Origin of the sequence: Methylotenera sp. (assembly GCF_029945705.1) — a bacterium.
Taxonomy (GTDB): Bacteria; Pseudomonadota; Gammaproteobacteria; order Burkholderiales; family Methylophilaceae; genus Methylotenera.
The window spans coordinates 33,700-50,329 of sequence record NZ_JAQSDC010000007.1; the positions used below are offsets into that span (position 1 = coordinate 33,700).

Genomic DNA, 16,630 nt, shown 5'->3' on the forward strand with positions numbered 1-16,630 from the left:
TTCGATACCACCATGCGCGCCTCACAATTTTTCTTCAACACTCAAAAAGAAGCCCCAAACGATGCCGAGTTGCCAAGCCATATTTTAATGGTACGAGCAGGGCTGATTAAACGTTTGGGTTCTGGCTTATATAGCTGGATGCCACTAGGTCTTCGGGTGCTGCGCAAAGTTGAAACTATCGTGCGCGATGAAATGAACAAAGCGGGTGCCTTAGAGTTATTAATGCCAGCAGTTCAACCTCGCGAGCTATGGGATGAAACAGGTCGTTGGGCAGTATTTGGTCCGCAAATGCTAAAAATTACTGATCGCCACTCACGGGAATTTTGTTTTGGCCCGACGCATGAAGAAGTCATTACCGATATCGCACGTTCAGAAGTGCGTAGCTATAAGCAATTACCACTTAACTTCTACCAAATTCAAACTAAATTTCGCGATGAAATTCGCCCACGTTTTGGTGTGATGCGCGCGCGCGAATTTATGATGAAAGATGCTTACTCATTCCATACCGATTTTGCCTCTTTAGAAACTACTTATGCCAATATGTATCAAGCCTATAGCAATGTATTTAATCGCTTAGGTCTAAAGTTTCGCGCAGTAAAAGCCGATACAGGTGCTATAGGCGGTGATGGTTCTCATGAATTTCACGTGCTTGCAGATTCAGGTGAAGATGGTTTGGCGTATTGTGATACGTCAGATTACGCAGCCAACGTAGAGTTGGCTGAAGCGGTTGCGCCGAATGCACGTGCTGCCGCAACAGAAGCGATGAAAGATGTTGAAACGCCGAAACAAACTTCATGTGAAGAAGTTGCAGCATTACTTAATATTGGCTTAGATCGCACGATTAAAGCCATGGCATTAATCGCCACACTTGAGGATGGTAGTACTCAGTTTAATTTACTACTGATTCGTGGCGATCATCGCATGAATGAAATTAAGGTGAATAAATTGCCAGGCTTGCATGATTTCAGATTCGCCACTGAAGAAGAAGTGCGCGAGAATTTAAAATGTCCACCAGGCTTTATTGGTCCAGTGGGTGTTGGTGCACACGTACGCGTGATTGCAGATAGAACAGTGGCTGCGATGAGTGATTTTGTGTGTGGTGCAAATAAACCAAAATACCACCTAAGCGGTGTTAATTTCGGACGCGATTTGCCAGAGCCAAGTTTAGTGGCGGACATTAGAAATGTGGTTGAAGGCGATGCAAGCCCAGATGGTAAAGGTACTTTATCACTTTGCCGCGGCATTGAAGTCGGCCACATATTCCAGCTGCGCACTAAGTATTCTGAAGCGATGAATGCGACGTATCTTGACGAAAGTGGTCAAACGCAAGTGATGGAAATGGGTTGTTACGGCATTGGCGTTTCACGTATTGTAGGTGCGGCCATAGAGCAGGGCAATGATGCGCGTGGAATCATCTTCCCGAAAAGCATGGCGCCCTTCTCTGTGACAATTTGTCCGATTGGTTATGATAAATCAGAGGCAGTTTCAGCTGCGGCGAATAAGATATATGCGGATTTGAATGCTGCAGGCATCGAAGCCATGCTAGATGATAGAGGTGAACGCCCAGGTGTGATGTTTGCCGAGGCGGATTTAATGGGTATTCCACATCGCTTAGTCATAGGTGAGCGAGGCTTGGCGGATTGCACAGCGGAGTATAAAGGTAGAACGGATGCGGAAGCGCAGATGGTTTCATTGAATAATGTAGTTGAGTTTATGCAAAAAGTGGCACTATAATCAAATATGCTTAAAAATATTCAAATTTGCTTGCTGACATTGATTGGAGCTTTGGCTTCAATCAATAGCTATGCTGGCGCGCAGATTGAAGAGCCGTTGTCTAATAGTGTAAAAGCGATGATGCAGCGCAGCATTAGTGATAAAGCCGTACCAACGCTTACTTTTGCCAGCCCTGAGGAGGGCGAAGCTTGGCTGAGTGAGATGTCTCGACGTTTGCAAAAGCGCATTCCTGATACCAATTATCGTGAAGATTTACTACGTACCGTTCACTATGAAGCAACGCGTGCGGGGCTGGATCCTCAAATGGTTTTAGGTTTGATACAAGTGGAAAGCGGCTTTAAAAAGTACGCATTATCCTCAGTAGGCGCACGTGGATTTATGCAAGTGATGCCATTTTGGGCGCGCAGCATTGGTGCAACAGATCATAACTTATTCCTTTTACGTACCAACTTACGCTATGGCTGCACAATTCTAAGGCATTATATTGATATTGAGCATGGTGATTTATATCGTGCATTAGGTCGATACAATGGTAGTTTAGGCAAGCCTCAGTACCCTAATCTGGTGCTTGGTGCTTGGCGTAAGAACTGGGATTATTCGACCAAAAACTGGAATTACGCACCAAAAAATACTTAAATTATTGGGTTTTTTCTCAATTGGTCTACATTTTGCACTAGATTAGTGCAAAAATCTCCCTCAAAAAAGTTTACATTTCAGTAAAAATCATTCAGTATGCCCCTAGCGTTTATACGACTAAGGCAAAATTTGCACTATTCCAATAAGCCCAGCGTATGACGTTGCTGTTCGAAAAACTTGCTACTCAATATAATAATTAGGAGAAAAGTATGTCGAAATTAACTGCATTAGCACTAAGTATTGCTGTTTTAGGTGGGGTATGGGCATTTTTAGCATTGGGTCCGCTAGGTGGAGCTGCGCCAATTGCGTTAGTCTGGGTTGGCTTTATTGCATGGGGTTGTTATTTTCATACTGGTGGCGATAACGCAGCATTACAAAAAACAATAGCGGGTATGTCTTTTGGTGCTGTCATCGCAGGTGTTGCATTGTATCTAGTGAGTTCTGATATGTTGGCTGCGTTGGGCACATTAGCTGCGCCTGTTATTATTGCAGTCACTGTGTTTGTACTAGTGATTGTTGCAGGTATAAACTTACTGTCAGTTGTTCCAGCAAACGTATACGGCTATGCTGCAACCGCTGGCTTGGCTTTAACTGCCGGCACTGCAGGAAACTCAACGGCAATGAACTTAACTAACCCAGTACTGATCGTGATTGTTTCTACAATTATTGGTGCAATATTTGGTATGCTTTCAGGTAAATTAGCTGGCATGCTTGGGAAGTAATCATGACTAAATAATCTTACTTAACGAATTAAGTAAGATTTAAAAAAACCGCCTTAAAAGGCGGTTTTTTGTTTTAATGACTTAATTGCCAGTAAAGCTTAGTTTGCTTTTTGTACTTTAAAACCATAATAGGTACCAAACTCACCCTCAGAGTCATGATAAACAAATAGCATGTCATTAGCGTATCCAGCACCATTTAGGTGATTGTGTGAGCGAAGTTTTAAGTCCTTGGGAAGCTCGCTTTTACCAATATATTGACCACTCAAATCGAATATCAATACAGCTTTATGGTCAATATCTAGTAATTCTAGTTCCTCACCCTTAATGCCTGTGTAAGCCACAAAATAATCACTTACATCGTCAAAAGCTACGCCAGCTTTAGCTAAATCTAAATTAATTTCACCGATTGGTTCTCTAGCCTTTAAGTCAATAACGAGTACTTTGTTGCTACGCCCTTGCTTGGCGTAATAAATATTCTTTTCTGAGTTATAGCTAGGCATGGTATTAGCGTCACCAAATGCTGGATTAAAGCCGAACACATCAGAAGAGGTCTCTTTTACTTCGCCTGTTTCAGTTAAATCAATTGAATATATACCTGTGTTTGGTGAAAATCCGCCGAAGCTCGAGATGTTATAAGTAATCGTTTCTAGTTTTTTTGAGTTTGGATTGTAATAAATAGAGCGATTGTCATAGCCAGGCTTTGCAGAGTTAATATATTTACCTGCATCATCATAAGCATGAACTTCAGATTTAGAAACTGGCGCTTCTGTGTCGCTACCCATAGGCGCTAATCCGCCATCAGCAATATAGTAACGTTTTAAACTAGCTATATAAGCCACAGTCATAGGGCGTGTGCTTGGTTTTTGTGTCAGAGGGATTTTAATGCCAACCTGCGCTTCAGGAAAAATCGCGGCTTGTGAGGTTTGCAGTGCTGTTGCGAATGCAATTGAAACTATCACTGTAGAAATACGCATAATTACTCTTTCTTTTATCACTTAATATATAACGTTAGGTATGAAGCGCGACTGAGTTTAGTCAGTCTATTGTTCTTAATCGTTCAATTCAAATTTATGCCGTAGGGTGCTTCTCAATTAGCATGGCATCACCATAACTAAAAAAGCGGTAATGCTCATTGATGGCATGTTGATAGGCCTTTTTAATATTATCCACTCCTGCAAACGCAGACACTAACATGAGTAGCGTACTTTTAGGTAAATGAAAGTTGGTAAATAGTCGGTCTACCACTTTAAACTGATAACCTGGTGTAATGAATATATCGGTACCGCCATTACCCGCCAGTAAATTGCCCTTAGCATTAGCCTCAGTCACTCTCGCTGCACTTTCAAGAGCGCGTAACGCAGTCGTGCCGACTGCCGTTACTTTGGCACCATTGCTTTTAGTAGCATGAATCATATCAATCGTCGTTTGTGAGATGCTATATAGTTCACTATGCATTTTATGTTCATTAATATTATCTACTCTTACAGGTTGGAAAGTACCAGCGCCAACATGCAAAGTAACGTAGGCAATGTTGATACCTTTCTGTTTAAGCGTATCTAACATGGCCTCGTTAAAATGCAAGCCTGCAGTCGGCGCAGCCACCGCACCTAGATGTTTGCTAAATACCGTTTGATAGCGTTCCTCATCGTCGCTAGTGGCTGTATGCGCTATATAAGGTGGCAAAGGCAAAGCGCCATGTTGCTCTAGTAAATCCAGCACAGAAGACTCGCTTAAAAAACGAAGTTCAAATAAATCGTCATGACGCGCGGTAACTTCAACATCAAATGCGTTTGATAAAGTTAAGCGAGTGCCAATCTTAGGCGCTCTGGACGCCCTGACTTGAGCATATGCGATATGTTGATTAATCACACGCTCAATCATTACCTCAACATTGCCGCCTGTATGCTTCACGCCAAATAGACGCGCTTTAATAACACGCGTGTCATTAAACACCAATAAATCACCAGCTTGCAGGTGTTCTGGTAAGTTGATAAACATCTTATCGGCCAGTTCACCTTTGCTACTATTCAGGTGCAACATGCGGCTGGCCGTTCTGTCTGCGGTGGGGTGCTGCGCAATTAATGCGTCAGGTAAATAAAAATTGAAATCTTCTGTTCTCATAAATGCTATAGCTTGCTATAATGGCGACCGTTGCAATTATACAGTAATGTATATTCCCAAATGCCCGGGTGGCGGAATTGGTAGACGCACGGGACTCAAAATCCCGCGCTGGCAACAGCGTGCCGGTTCGATTCCGGCCCCGGGCACCAAATAAAATTATGGCTTACATCTTTGTAGGTCATTTTTTTTGCCTATTTTCTGCTTGATTTAAGCTAATGCATTGAATTTTAATATTAAAAATGCAAATGAGCAATCGTATGTTCTTCTCCGTACCTCAGATTCAGAAGTTTAAATAATCACATTAATGTTGTATAAGTATTGCCAAATTGTTACATAAGTGTAACTTTTCGCTTGAGCCTGATTACTTTTTATGATACTTTTGACATGCGTCAAATTGTCGCATGTCAAAGAAGTGTAAGAAAATTTAACTAAATAAGTTTTCTGGGTGAAGGGCAGTCTATGGCGATCACTGATTTAGGTTACAAAATCATTGCTAGGCACAATAACTCACTTGCGCCAAAAGCTGGAGTTAAGCTCCTATTGGCACTGGCAGGCATAGTTTTAATTGTCGGTTTCGGTTTCGCTCGGATAGGTGCTTGGTTGGTGCTGCCTTTTGCGGGTTTGGAAATATTGGCATTTGCATATGCTTTTCATTACATCTATTTGCATTCAGGTGATTTTGAAAGCATTACGATAGAAAAAGACAATGTTGTTGTAGAAAAAAGAGATTATAAAGAAGTCACTACAACGGTTTTTCAAAGGCATTGGGCGCAAGTTAGTTTGCGTGAGGTTGCAAGTGTAGGTGGAGTGATTGGTAAGCGCGGGCTTTTTATTCGTTCGCATGGAAAAGAAATTGAGTTCGGTAAACACTTTATGAATGATGAGCAGCGTACTTTATTGGCGCGGGAGCTCAAACAAAAATTAAAAAATATTGATTAATTAGTTTTGGAGCATGTTTTATGCAGGTATTTAGAAAAATTGGTTTAGGTATTTCAGCAATGCTGGTTTCATTCAGTGCTTTTGCTGATTATTCATGGAATTTCCCTACACCAGCTACCCCTATGGCATTAGATACTTTGCATGTGCATAACAAGTTCATGCTGATTTCGATGGCTATTTTTGTTTCTGTATTAGCTATTATGATTTATTCTATTTTTGCACATCGCAAAAGTAAGGGTTTTAAAGCGGTTGCTGACAAGGCGCCATCTACGACAGTCGAGATATTTTGGACGCTGATTCCGTTTGTAATACTTCTGTTGATTGACTTCGTTATTATGGGTATTCCTGCTTACCATAGCGTGATCATGATGGAGAATACGCGCGAAAAAGCAGATATGTTGATCAAAATTACTGGCTCACAGTGGCGCTGGCAGTATGAGTATTTAGATGGCGACGCTAAAGGGGTGAAGTTCGTTAGTAACTTATCAACACCTAAAGAGCAGACAGATAAAGGCTTTGAGGGCAAAAAAGATGAGCACTACTTACTTGAAGTAGATAATCGCTTAGTATTGCCCGTAGGTAAAAAAGTACGTATTTTGATGACATCTACAGATGTGTTGCATAATTGGTGGGTTCCTCAGTTTGGTTCTTCACGCGTTGCTGTTCCTGGTTTTCTTCGTGAAACTTGGGTTCAAGTTGAAAAAGAAGGTACTTATCGCGGTCAATGTAAAGAGCTCTGCGGTAAAGGTCATGGCTATATGCCAATAGTCGTGGATGCAGTGCCAGAAGCGGAATATAAAACTTGGGTTGCCACTAAGAAAGATGAGTTAGCTAAAGCCTCTGCGGGAGCAGACAAAGAGTGGACGAAAGAAGATTTAGTAGCAAACGGTAAAGGTGTTTATGAGAAAAACTGTGCAGTTTGCCACCAAGTGACCGGCGCAGGACTTCCGCCAGCATTTCCAGCTTTAACGGGCAGCAAAATCGCAACCTCGCCAATTTTTGGTGCTGATGGCAAATATTTAAAAGACAGCCATTTGGATCGTGTTTTAAATGGTAAAAATGTCATGCCGTCATGGAAAGCATTGTTGAACGATACGGAAATTGCATCTGTTATAACATACGAACGTAATGCTTTGGGTAATAGTGTTGGCGACATTTTGCAACCTTCACAAGTAAAAGCAGCGCGTCAGTAGTAAGTGTAATTAAATTTTAAGAGTTAACGATTAGTTATTTAGTTTGAGTAATTAGGAGAAGGCAATGAGTACAACAACGGTAGCACATCATGATGACCATGCTGAACATCCGACAGGGATTATGCGTTGGCTAACCACCACGAATCATAAGGACATTGGAACGATGTACTTAACGTTTTCGCTGATCATGTTCTTTGTTGGTGGTGCGATGATTTTAGGCATTCGTGCCGAGTTATTTAAGCCCGGTTTGCAATTGATGAATCCAGAGTTTTTCAATCAGTTGATTGGCGTGCATGCACTGATTATGATTTTTGCAGCATTAATGCCGGCAGCAACGGGCTTTGCTAACTGGATGATTCCATTACAAATTGGCGCACCTGATATGGCTTTGCCGCGTTTGAATAACTGGGGTTTCTGGTTGCTTCCTCCTTCAGCAATCCTTTTAACTTTACCGTTCACACTTGCATTATTTGGTATCGGTGATGGTGCTTTAGCCACGGGTTGGACGTTCTATCCACCGCTATCTGTGCAGGGTGGTATAGGTGTTGATTTTGCGATTTTTGCAGTTCATTTGTTAGGTATTTCTTCAGTACTTGGTTCAATCAATGTGATTGTTACTGTGTTTAACATGCGCGCTCCAGGCATGACATTAATGAAAATGCCAATGTTTGTATGGGGTTGGTTGATTACTGCTTTCTTATTGATTGCAACCATTCCTGTTTTAGCTGGCGCTGTGACTATGTTGCTAACAGATCGTCACTTCGGTACGCATTTCTTCGATGCCGCTGGTGGCGGTGATCCAATCATGTTCCAACACTTGTTCTGGTTCTTCGGTCATCCTGAAGTGTATATTTTGTTATTACCAGTATGGGGTTTCATTCCACAAATTCTAGAAACATTCTCACGTAAGCCGATGTACGGTTACAAGGCTCAAGTGTATTCACTATGGGCTATTGGTGCTTTAGCTGTGGTTGTTTGGGCACATCATTTCTTTACTGCTGGTATGCCTGTGCCTGCTCTGCTTTACTTTATGTATAGCACAATGGCAATTTCACTGCCATTAGCGGTACTGTTCTTCTGCTGGATTAAAACCATGTGGAGAGGCTCAATGAGCTTTGAAACACCTATGCTATTTGCAGTGGGATGGATTATTTTATTCGGTATTGGTGGTTTAACTGGTTTGGTTCTAGCAGACGTTGCTGCTGATGCGCAATATCATAATAGTTATTTTGTGGTAGCTCACTTCCACTACACACTTTTTGCTGGTGGCATTATGGGCATTATGGCTGGTACTTATTACTGGTTACCAAAAATGACTGGGCATATGTATAGCGAGAAATTAGGTAAGCTACATTTCTGGCTCACTGCAATTTCATTCAACATGACCTTTATTCCTCAGTTCTTCTTAGGTTTAGCAGGTATGCCGCGTCGTATTCCAGACTACGCATTGCAGTTTGCTGAATTCAATATGATTTCATCAATTGCGGCATTTACACTTGGTTTGTCACAACTACTATTTGTTTACAACATTGTAAGTTGTGCAAGAGGCGGTAAAAAAGCGACAGATAAAGTGTGGGATGGCGCACAAGGCTTGGAGTGGACGTTACCGTCACCACCGCCTTATCATAGCTTTACTGAGCAACCAGTAATTAAATAGGTCCAGTTATTAAATAAAGATAGCAGCTAGGCCCATTAAAGTTGGACCTAGCTGCAAAGTAACAAGAATATGATTTGGGTAAATATGAGTGACAAAGAAACACAAACTAAACGTAGCAATAAAAAGATCGCATTAGTGTTAGGGGGCATTGCTTTGATTTGGTATGTGGTGTCTATGTTTTCAATATGGCATTAATTGAAGAACCTAAAGTAGAAAGACCTGAAAATTTAACGGCTAAAGAGCAGCTAGATTTAAAAAACAAAAAACTAGTGCGAAAGTTGCTGTGGTTAGTTGTTGGGTCTTTATTATTTGCATTTGCTTTAGTGCCTTTGTATGACGTGTTATGTAGCCTTACTGGTTTAAATGGTAAGACACAAAACTCTGCTGCACTGCTTACTAAAGCTAAAGTTGATAATTCTAGATGGGTAAATGTACAGTTTACTTCAAGTGTAATGCCAGGTTTAGGTTGGAATTTTTACCCTAAGCAAACAAGTATTAGGCTGCATCCTGGGCAGATAGAAACTGTGTTATTTGTAGCAAAAAATATTACAAATGAAGTTGTCGTTGGTCAAGCAGTGCCAAGCATCACACCCGGTATTGCAGCGGCCAATCTTAAAAAAATTGAGTGTTTTTGTTTTGTGAGGCAATCACTTAAACCAGGCGAAGAAAAAGAAATGCCATTAAGGTTTTTTGTAAGCCCCGAACTGCCAAAAGATGTATCTGATATGACATTGTCATATTCATTTTTTCCAGCAGTGAGTGAAAGTAAATAGATTTAGTAATATGCGTAAGTAGTTTCAAGTGAGGAAATGGCGGCTACAAGCCATTGTGAATTTAAAATATTTATAAAAATGCACAGGAGTTATTGCATGGCGACACATTCTAACAATCAATATTATGTACCTCACGGTAGTGTTTATCCGTCTATCATATCTGTAGGCTTACTATCACTAGCATCAGGTTTTATTTTTAGCGTAGCGACAGATAGAAGTAAAGAGTTAGCCTATTTGCAAGCGCCTGGTAAGTGGATGATGATATTAGGCGCGCTACTTATTCTGGCCATGGTATTTAAGTGGATGGGCTCAGTTATAACTGAAAATATAACTGGTAAGTTTAAGGGCTGGGAAGATAAATCATTCCGTATTGGTATGATCGTATTTATTTGCTCTGAAGTTGCATTCTTTGCGGCATTCTTCGGCGCATTGTTTTACATGCGAGTACTTTCAGTGCCTGATTTAGCTGGATATGATACTGATATTACGCCATATAAAGACTTCTTGGCTAGTTGGCCATCAATTGGCCCAGGTGGCAATGTTCTAGGTATGGAATACACTCCGCCTGCAAATTTTCATGCGATGTCTGCATGGGGTTTGCCAGCCATTAATACTGCTCTATTGCTAACTTCAGGTGCAACCATTACTTGGGCACATTGGGGATTGATTAAAAACAATCGCAAACAGTTAATCATCGGTATGGCACTCACCGTGGCGCTTGGTATTGCATTCTTAGCTTGCCAAGCAATGGAGTATCACGAGGCTTATACAGAGATGGGCTTAACATTGAAATCAGGTGCGTACGGTGCTAGTTTCTTTATGTTAACTGGCTTCCACGGCTTCCACGTGATGCTTGGTACTATTATGTTAATTGTTATTTTAATTCGCTGCATGAAGGGTCACTTCACCCCTGAGCATCACTTTGGTTTTGAAGGTGTAGCTTGGTATTGGCACTTTGTAGACGTGGTTTGGTTAGGCTTATTTATTTTCGTATATTGGCTGTAAATCATCTAAATAAAAAGGGCGATGCAACAGCATCGCCCTTTTTATTTTGTTTTACTAATGACGAGTAATGTTGATTTAAAGTGGGTGACCAATTAAACCAAATTTGCCAGCAATTAATAAAAGAATAAATAATAAAATTGACAGCCCAATTCGAACAGTCAGTGCTTTAACAGTTCTATCACCACCAGTTTTGTCTTTAGATAAAAAGAATAGGGCAGAAAATAAACTGCCAACTATGACAATTAAAGTTAACACAACCACGATCTTTATTAACATAACTTTGTCCAATTAATCTTTAAATAAGCATTATGAGTCTCTAATGAAACAATTGCAATTTAGAATGCATCGCTATGTTTTTCAGCCAACTTTAGTAGGCGTGGCTGTCACTTTGATATGCATTCCATTGTTTATTAAGCTTGGTTTATGGCAATACAACAAAGCGCAACAAAAGCAAGCTGTTCACGAGGCATATGATCAAGCAAAGTTAGATACGGCATTGAAATTCCCCGTAGGTCTAATCGATAGTAATGCGATCAATATTGATGGTTGGAAGTACAAGAAAGTGACCTTGCAAGGCGTGTATGAAACAAAATATCAGTTTTTATTAGACAATCAAGTCGAGGGTGACCGGGTGGGTTATCATGTGATTACGCCACTAAAAATTGATAATGCTAATGAGTATGTGCTGGTCAATCGCGGTTGGATATTAGGTAAGGATACGCATGCTGAGCTACCTTTATTTAATACACCTACAGGCAAGCAGACGCTAACAGGCCAGATATGGGTGCCTAGTAAAAAGATTTTTACTTTAGAGGGGCCTGATGACTCATCTACAGGAGGCTCTATGTCTGCTAGCCAACCGTGGCAACAAGTTTGGCAGAACATGAGTATGGCGAAGTATAAACATAGCGTGCCATTGGTCGTTTCAGAGTTGGCTATAAAGTTAGACCAAGACAGCCATGCAGGCGGTTTTGTAAGAAATTGGCAGATACCAGCTGAACGGATTACGAGCAATCTTGGCTATGCCTATCAATGGTTTGGCTTCGCTTTTGCGACATTATTAATATTTTTTTATATGAGTACAGCTAAAATTGAAGCAGAAAAGAATGCGGCTTAAAGCGTAAATATATTAGCAGCTAGATGCTGACTCACTACCCTCATCATTAATTATCAATTTTTACTATTAGAGTGATACATGCAAAACGAGAAACAATTAACTGAATTAGAGATGCAAAGTAAAGGCCGCAAGGTATTTATGTTGATGGTGGTGTTTTTTGTGGTGCCTGTCATTGTGGTGATATTGATGTACCAATTCAATTGGAAGCCTAATGGCAAAAGTCTAGGTGAGTTGGTTAATCCACCACGCTTAATCAATAGTCCAAAAGAACTCAGTGATGATCAAGGCTTTGCTTTATCAGATCAGTTTTGGAAAGCCAAGTGGAGTATTGTGTATGTGACTGATCACTGTGAGCAAACTTGTTTAGATAAACTACACGATTTACGTCAATTGCATGTTTCACTTTACAAAGATATTGATCGCGCGCAACGCGTGTTGATTACCAACACGCAAGATATCACAAAAATTAAACACGATTATCCTGACTTAATTGTCATCAATAAATCACAAGCTAATGTGTCGAGTCTTGCTCAAGAGTTTCAAATTGGGGCCGAGAATCCGATGGCTAGTAATCGAATTTACTTAGTGGATTCACTCGGATATTTTATGATGAGTTATCCAGCTAGCTTCCCTTTGGCAGATATGCGTAAAGATGTCACTCGCTTATTAAGATACTCTTGGGCAGGTTAACCATGTACGGAAACTCAAAAAGCTTTAAATGGTTCAGAGCACTAGTATTAATAGGCGCAATACTCGCTTTAGGTGTTGTTGTGTTAGGGGCATATGTCAGGCTTACCGACGCAGGTTTAGGCTGCCCAGACTGGCCAGGCTGCTATGGCACACTCACTGTACCGCAAAGTGAAGCCGCGATTGCTAGCGCACAAAGCGCTTATCCAAGCAATATGATTGTGGTCGGCAAAGCATGGCGTGAGATGATACATCGCTACTTTGCTGGTACTTTAGGTTTAATCGTATTGGCAATTTTCGTACTAGGCTGGAAGGCTAAGCGCGAAATTAAATGCTCACCTTGGACGCCGAGTTTTTTACTCGTATTAATTGCGTTCCAAGCCATGCTAGGTATGTGGACCGTGACGATGCTACTAAAACCCGCTATCGTCAGTTCGCATTTGCTAGGTGGAATGTCAACGCTAGCAATACTTACTTGGTTAGCACATCGGCATTGGGGGCATTACTCTGCCACTATCGTTACTTCAACTCGACTAAGAGTCGCTATACGCATCGGATTATTAGTCTTGTTTATGCAGATTTTTTTAGGTGGCTGGACTAGTACTAATTATGCCGCTTTAGCCTGTACTGACTTTCCAACATGTCATGGTGTGTTTATGCCAGAAATGGACTTTAAAGACGCATTTCACATGGTAAGAGATCTTGGTCAGAGCGCCAATGGCGGTGCATTAACGCTGGCATCCATTACTGCCATACAGTGGACGCATAGATTAGGTGCTTTAATCACTTTTATTTATTTGGGTTTATTAGCGCTTAATATCTTAAAGTACTGGCAGTTAAAACGCTTAGGCGTTATTTTGTTGATAGCGCTTTGCGCTCAGGTATCACTGGGAATTGCTAACTTATTATTGCACTTACCATTAGTGTTAGCTGTAGCGCACAATTTTACAGCAGGCTTATTAGTCATTATTTTAGTGACAATGAATTCCAAGATAACTGGGTCTAAAAAGTAGAGATTAATCAATGATAGTTGAGTTAAATGAAAACAAGCGAGAAAGTAAAATGAGTAACCATGTCAGCACCATACAGAATATAGGGCTAAGCTTTAAAAGCTTTTTCTCATTATGTAAACCAAGAGTTACCTCGCTCATCGTATTTACAGCCATCATTGGCATGTACCTAGCCAAACCTGCTGAGCTGCCCATGTACTGGCCGTTGCTTATTGCAACGACCATTGGTATTGCATTTGCGTCTGGTGCGGCGGCCGCATTTAATTGCCTGATTGAGCATAAAATTGACGCGATTATGGCGCGTACTCGTGCGCGTGCTATACCAACAGGACAGGTGTCTTCAACGCAAACTACGATATTCGCCACAATATTAGGCGGTACAGGCTTGGCCATTTTGTATTTTTACGTGAATCCCCTCACCATGTGGCTTACTTTCGCAACATTTGTCGGATATGCGGTTATTTATACGGTATTTCTCAAGCCAGCCACACCAATGAATATTGTTATCGGTGGCGCATCTGGTGCAATGCCACCAATACTAGGTTGGGCAGCTGTTAATAATACGGTTTCACCAGAGTCATTGATTATGTTTTTGATTATATTCGCTTGGACGCCACCACACTTCTGGGCGCTAGCACTATATAGACGTGAAGAATACGCAAAAGTAGGTATGCCTATGCTACCAGTAACACATGGTGAAGCATTTACCCTGTTACATATTTTGCTATACACCATTATTTTGGTTGCCGTATCACTTATGCCTTATGGGCTTGGCATGAGCGGGTTACTCTACTTAGTATCAGCAATTATTCTGAACGTGATTTTTATGGCCTACGTGATTGGTCTTTACCGTAAATATTCCGATGATTTAGCTAAAAGAACATTTAAATACTCAATTATTTATTTAACACTGCTTTTTGCAGCTTTGTTGATAGATCACTATTGGATGTTTTAGCTGGAATTAATTAGTTACAAATGAATATTTAAGTATTCAAGATGCTGTAAAAGCTAATTTTTTCAGCTTGAGTATTGATGCGAAATGGCTTTAAATCCATGCCATTCTCATACTAGCTTCATCACGTTAGTACTAATGGACTAATGGATTGTTGACGTTAGTACTAACGGGCTATTGTCGAAAAAATCCAATTTAGTAGTATGTGCCTGTACTCAAAAGCAAGCTAAAACTTAATTAGATGCTTTCACAAATTTGCTAGATATTGGATGAATCATGAAAACACGTAAACTTATACAATTGGGTTTATTAGCTGCTTTAACAAGCACTTCGCTAGCAGCTAACGCTACAGCCAACACATTTAATACTATCTACGGTAGCAACTTCGGCGCAGGTGGTAGTTACTCAACCACTTTCCTAGGTGATATTAACACTACCTTTTCTGCAAAAGTAGGTGCTGCAGATGGTAAGTTTAGTTTTAAAGCTGCACAAGGTGGTTATCAAGGTGTTGGCGTTTCACCAAAAACAGGTTCAGAAAGAACTCCTGGGGAAATTGATATTGGTGAGTCAATTAATGCTAGTTTCTCTAAAGGTATATTCATTACAAACTTTAAATTAGGTTTGTTGTTTGATGGCCCAGAATACGGTGATGTAAACGAGAAGGCACAAATCACTGCTACTTATCTTGATAACTCTGTGCAAACTTTTATTTTCACAGCTACAGGTAAAAATACTGGCTCTTGGATGACTTCAACAGGCTTTGCTGCGCCAGGAACTTTTGCGAACCTAAGCACAGCTGAAGACGGCAAAGGTGGCGTTTGGAGTTTAAGCAATCCATTCGGTAATGTTCGAGTGAAGGATCTTTCATTTACTGCAATTCATGGTTCATGCGGAGCGGCAGGTGGTTCATGTACAAATCAATCTGATTACACTTTAATTAGTGTGTCTGCAGTACCAGAGCCAGAAACTTACGCAATGATGTTACTTGGTCTTTTAGGAGTAGGTTTTATGGCGCGCAGAAGTAAGCAGGCTTAGTAGGTTAGTACGTATGGACTATTGTTCGCTAAGAGCTAATCAGGTCTAATAGTTGTTAAGGAATCAAGTTTTATAGCAGTTTGTTTAGTTTCAAAAAGTTAGATTCAGCAGTATTTGTGGTTTAATTTTTTTCAAATTTTTAATTAGGGGTAATATCATGAAATCTTTAAAGTTAAATGCTTTAGTTTTGGCTGCTGGCTTAGTAGCAGCTTCTTTATCAACAATTGCTAGTGCAACAGTAGTAACAACACCAACATTATCAAATGGTTACACATTTGGTGGTACTTTTGATGGCGCTTCAGTAAATGACTACATTCCTTTAGATTTTTCATTTAGCAATGTAACAGGTACTCTATCAGGTTCAGTTGCTAGTAAAACTATTACGTTTTCATTATTTGATATAGTTAACACTGCAACTAACGCTTTGGTAATTAATGGTACTGTATTTGGTGGTGTTGCTAAAGTTGATTTTGGTTTCCTTGAAGGTACACTAGGTTCAGGCATGTACTCACTTCACATAGCAGGTACAGCAACAGGACCAAAAGCTAGTTATGCAGGTACTTTGTCAGTTTCACCAGTGCCAGAACCAGAAACTTATGGCATGATGTTAGCAGGTTTAGGCTTAATGGGTTTTGTAGCGCGTCGTCGTAAATCTGTTTAAGCTAGTTTTAAATAGGTTAATTGATTAACCTATTTGTAAAAAAATAAAAAAGCCCGCTTAATGAGTGGGCTTTTTCTATTGTATTAACCCCCATCCTAATCGATGCTACAAACTAGGTATTTCAACAAGCCTAAGATTTAGCGGGTCGGAATTGTACAGAGCTAAGTGTAACAATCAATTGGCTACAAACTTTATGTTGGTGTTAATATCAGCTTATCTCATCTTATAGCCTGCCTATCTCTTACAAGTAACTTTAGGTAGCGCTTATGCTATGAATCTTAAATATACCGCTAACAAACTAGCTGCTTCTGCAGGTGGGTTGCTGAATAGCTTATTGGGTATTATGGCCCATCGTGACCAGTAAAAACGGTCCAACGTGACCGCTGAT

17 protein-coding genes and 1 tRNA gene are annotated in these 16,630 nt (G+C 40.6%); 15 read left to right on the forward strand and 3 right to left on the reverse strand.

Annotated features, from left to right (window positions below):
* The first annotated feature begins 12 nt into the window (after window positions 1-12).
* From PSU78_RS02920 to PSU78_RS02930, 3 genes are all read left to right on the forward strand, one after another.
* Window positions 13-1,734 carry a proline--tRNA ligase gene (locus tag PSU78_RS02920; protein ID WP_300384002.1) on the forward strand — a complete coding sequence of 574 codons (1,722 nt, stop codon included), beginning with the start codon at window positions 13-15 and terminating at the stop codon, window positions 1,732-1,734.
* Between the two features lie 6 nt (window positions 1,735-1,740).
* On the forward strand, window positions 1,741-2,370 hold the full coding sequence (locus PSU78_RS02925) for a lytic transglycosylase domain-containing protein (protein ID WP_300384005.1): 630 nt from the start codon (window positions 1,741-1,743) through the stop codon (window positions 2,368-2,370).
* 209 nt (window positions 2,371-2,579) lie between these two features.
* Window positions 2,580-3,092: a DUF1097 domain-containing protein gene (locus PSU78_RS02930; RefSeq protein ID WP_300384008.1), complete on the forward strand. Its 513-nt coding sequence runs from the start codon at window positions 2,580-2,582 to the stop codon at window positions 3,090-3,092.
* A 98-nt stretch (window positions 3,093-3,190) separates the two neighbouring features.
* Here the strand turns inward: PSU78_RS02930 and PSU78_RS02935 are convergent, their stop codons facing one another.
* Window positions 3,191-4,066, reverse strand: coding sequence for a hypothetical protein (locus PSU78_RS02935; RefSeq protein WP_300384010.1), 876 nt, complete (start codon window positions 4,064-4,066; stop codon window positions 3,191-3,193).
* A 94-nt stretch (window positions 4,067-4,160) separates the two neighbouring features.
* A complete protein-coding gene (gene queA / locus PSU78_RS02940; RefSeq protein WP_300384012.1) occupies window positions 4,161-5,213 on the reverse strand; it encodes a tRNA preQ1(34) S-adenosylmethionine ribosyltransferase-isomerase QueA in 1,053 nt (350 codons plus the stop codon).
* A 62-nt stretch (window positions 5,214-5,275) separates the two neighbouring features.
* Here queA and PSU78_RS02945 point away from each other — a divergent pair.
* The 6 genes from PSU78_RS02945 to PSU78_RS02970 all read left to right on the forward strand — a co-directional run bounded on the left by PSU78_RS02945 (window position 5,276) and on the right by PSU78_RS02970 (window position 10,780).
* Window positions 5,276-5,362 (forward strand) — tRNA-Leu (locus tag PSU78_RS02945).
* Between the two features lie 310 nt (window positions 5,363-5,672).
* Entirely contained in the window at window positions 5,673-6,152 is a 480-nt protein-coding gene (locus tag PSU78_RS02950; protein WP_300384015.1) for a DUF2244 domain-containing protein, read from the forward strand.
* A gap of 20 nt (window positions 6,153-6,172) precedes the next feature.
* Window positions 6,173-7,345, forward strand: coding sequence for a cytochrome c oxidase subunit II (gene coxB, locus PSU78_RS02955; RefSeq protein WP_300384018.1), 1,173 nt, complete (start codon window positions 6,173-6,175; stop codon window positions 7,343-7,345).
* 64 nt (window positions 7,346-7,409) lie between these two features.
* Window positions 7,410-9,002: a cytochrome c oxidase subunit I gene (gene ctaD, locus PSU78_RS02960; RefSeq protein ID WP_300384021.1), complete on the forward strand. Its 1,593-nt coding sequence runs from the start codon at window positions 7,410-7,412 to the stop codon at window positions 9,000-9,002.
* A 185-nt stretch (window positions 9,003-9,187) separates the two neighbouring features.
* Window positions 9,188-9,775, forward strand: a complete 588-nt coding sequence (locus PSU78_RS02965) for a cytochrome c oxidase assembly protein (protein ID WP_300384024.1) — start codon at window positions 9,188-9,190, stop codon at window positions 9,773-9,775.
* 96 nt (window positions 9,776-9,871) lie between these two features.
* On the forward strand, window positions 9,872-10,780 hold the full coding sequence (locus tag PSU78_RS02970; RefSeq protein WP_300384028.1) for a cytochrome c oxidase subunit 3: 909 nt from the start codon (window positions 9,872-9,874) through the stop codon (window positions 10,778-10,780).
* A gap of 75 nt (window positions 10,781-10,855) precedes the next feature.
* On the opposite strand, the gene PSU78_RS02975 is transcribed toward PSU78_RS02970, so the two are convergent.
* The gene (locus PSU78_RS02975; protein WP_300384031.1) at window positions 10,856-11,056 is read right to left on the reverse strand and encodes a twin transmembrane helix small protein; all 201 of its coding nucleotides are present in this window, start codon (window positions 11,054-11,056) and stop codon (window positions 10,856-10,858) included.
* 43 nt (window positions 11,057-11,099) lie between these two features.
* Between PSU78_RS02975 and PSU78_RS02980 the strand changes: the two genes are divergently transcribed.
* The 6 genes from PSU78_RS02980 (at window position 11,100) to PSU78_RS03005 (ending at window position 16,242) form a co-directional block, all read left to right on the forward strand.
* The gene (locus PSU78_RS02980) at window positions 11,100-11,897 is read left to right on the forward strand and encodes an SURF1 family protein (RefSeq protein ID WP_300384033.1); all 798 of its coding nucleotides are present in this window, start codon (window positions 11,100-11,102) and stop codon (window positions 11,895-11,897) included.
* A gap of 78 nt (window positions 11,898-11,975) precedes the next feature.
* Window positions 11,976-12,587, forward strand: a complete 612-nt coding sequence (locus tag PSU78_RS02985; RefSeq protein ID WP_300384036.1) for a hypothetical protein — start codon at window positions 11,976-11,978, stop codon at window positions 12,585-12,587.
* Between the two features lie 2 nt (window positions 12,588-12,589).
* Complete coding sequence (locus PSU78_RS02990; RefSeq protein ID WP_300384039.1) at window positions 12,590-13,597, forward strand: heme A synthase; 1,008 nt, start codon at window positions 12,590-12,592, stop codon at window positions 13,595-13,597.
* 49 nt (window positions 13,598-13,646) lie between these two features.
* Window positions 13,647-14,549, forward strand: a complete 903-nt coding sequence (gene cyoE / locus PSU78_RS02995; RefSeq protein WP_300384042.1) for a heme o synthase — start codon at window positions 13,647-13,649, stop codon at window positions 14,547-14,549.
* Between the two features lie 273 nt (window positions 14,550-14,822).
* The gene (locus tag PSU78_RS03000) at window positions 14,823-15,581 is read left to right on the forward strand and encodes a PEP-CTERM sorting domain-containing protein (protein ID WP_300384045.1); all 759 of its coding nucleotides are present in this window, start codon (window positions 14,823-14,825) and stop codon (window positions 15,579-15,581) included.
* Window positions 15,582-15,738: 157 nt separating this feature from the next.
* A complete protein-coding gene (locus PSU78_RS03005; RefSeq protein WP_300384048.1) occupies window positions 15,739-16,242 on the forward strand; it encodes an FxDxF family PEP-CTERM protein in 504 nt (167 codons plus the stop codon).
* Window positions 16,243-16,630 lie beyond the last annotated feature (388 nt).

Coding starts and splice junctions, on each gene's coding strand:
- PSU78_RS02920 (WP_300384002.1), top strand. CDS start 13: ATGCGCGCCTCACAATTTTTCTTCAACACTCAAAAAGAAGCCCCAAAC.
- PSU78_RS02925 (WP_300384005.1), top strand. CDS start 1,741: ATGCTTAAAAATATTCAAATTTGCTTGCTGACATTGATTGGAGCTTTG.
- PSU78_RS02930 (WP_300384008.1), top strand. CDS start 2,580: ATGTCGAAATTAACTGCATTAGCACTAAGTATTGCTGTTTTAGGTGGG.
- PSU78_RS02935 (WP_300384010.1), bottom strand. CDS start 4,066: ATGCGTATTTCTACAGTGATAGTTTCAATTGCATTCGCAACAGCACTG.
- queA (WP_300384012.1), bottom strand. CDS start 5,213: ATGAGAACAGAAGATTTCAATTTTTATTTACCTGACGCATTAATTGCG.
- PSU78_RS02950 (WP_300384015.1), top strand. CDS start 5,673: ATGGCGATCACTGATTTAGGTTACAAAATCATTGCTAGGCACAATAAC.
- coxB (WP_300384018.1), top strand. CDS start 6,173: ATGCAGGTATTTAGAAAAATTGGTTTAGGTATTTCAGCAATGCTGGTT.
- ctaD (WP_300384021.1), top strand. CDS start 7,410: ATGAGTACAACAACGGTAGCACATCATGATGACCATGCTGAACATCCG.
- PSU78_RS02965 (WP_300384024.1), top strand. CDS start 9,188: ATGGCATTAATTGAAGAACCTAAAGTAGAAAGACCTGAAAATTTAACG.
- PSU78_RS02970 (WP_300384028.1), top strand. CDS start 9,872: ATGGCGACACATTCTAACAATCAATATTATGTACCTCACGGTAGTGTT.
- PSU78_RS02975 (WP_300384031.1), bottom strand. CDS start 11,056: ATGTTAATAAAGATCGTGGTTGTGTTAACTTTAATTGTCATAGTTGGC.
- PSU78_RS02980 (WP_300384033.1), top strand. CDS start 11,100: ATGAAACAATTGCAATTTAGAATGCATCGCTATGTTTTTCAGCCAACT.
- PSU78_RS02985 (WP_300384036.1), top strand. CDS start 11,976: ATGCAAAACGAGAAACAATTAACTGAATTAGAGATGCAAAGTAAAGGC.
- PSU78_RS02990 (WP_300384039.1), top strand. CDS start 12,590: ATGTACGGAAACTCAAAAAGCTTTAAATGGTTCAGAGCACTAGTATTA.
- cyoE (WP_300384042.1), top strand. CDS start 13,647: ATGAGTAACCATGTCAGCACCATACAGAATATAGGGCTAAGCTTTAAA.
- PSU78_RS03000 (WP_300384045.1), top strand. CDS start 14,823: ATGAAAACACGTAAACTTATACAATTGGGTTTATTAGCTGCTTTAACA.
- PSU78_RS03005 (WP_300384048.1), top strand. CDS start 15,739: ATGAAATCTTTAAAGTTAAATGCTTTAGTTTTGGCTGCTGGCTTAGTA.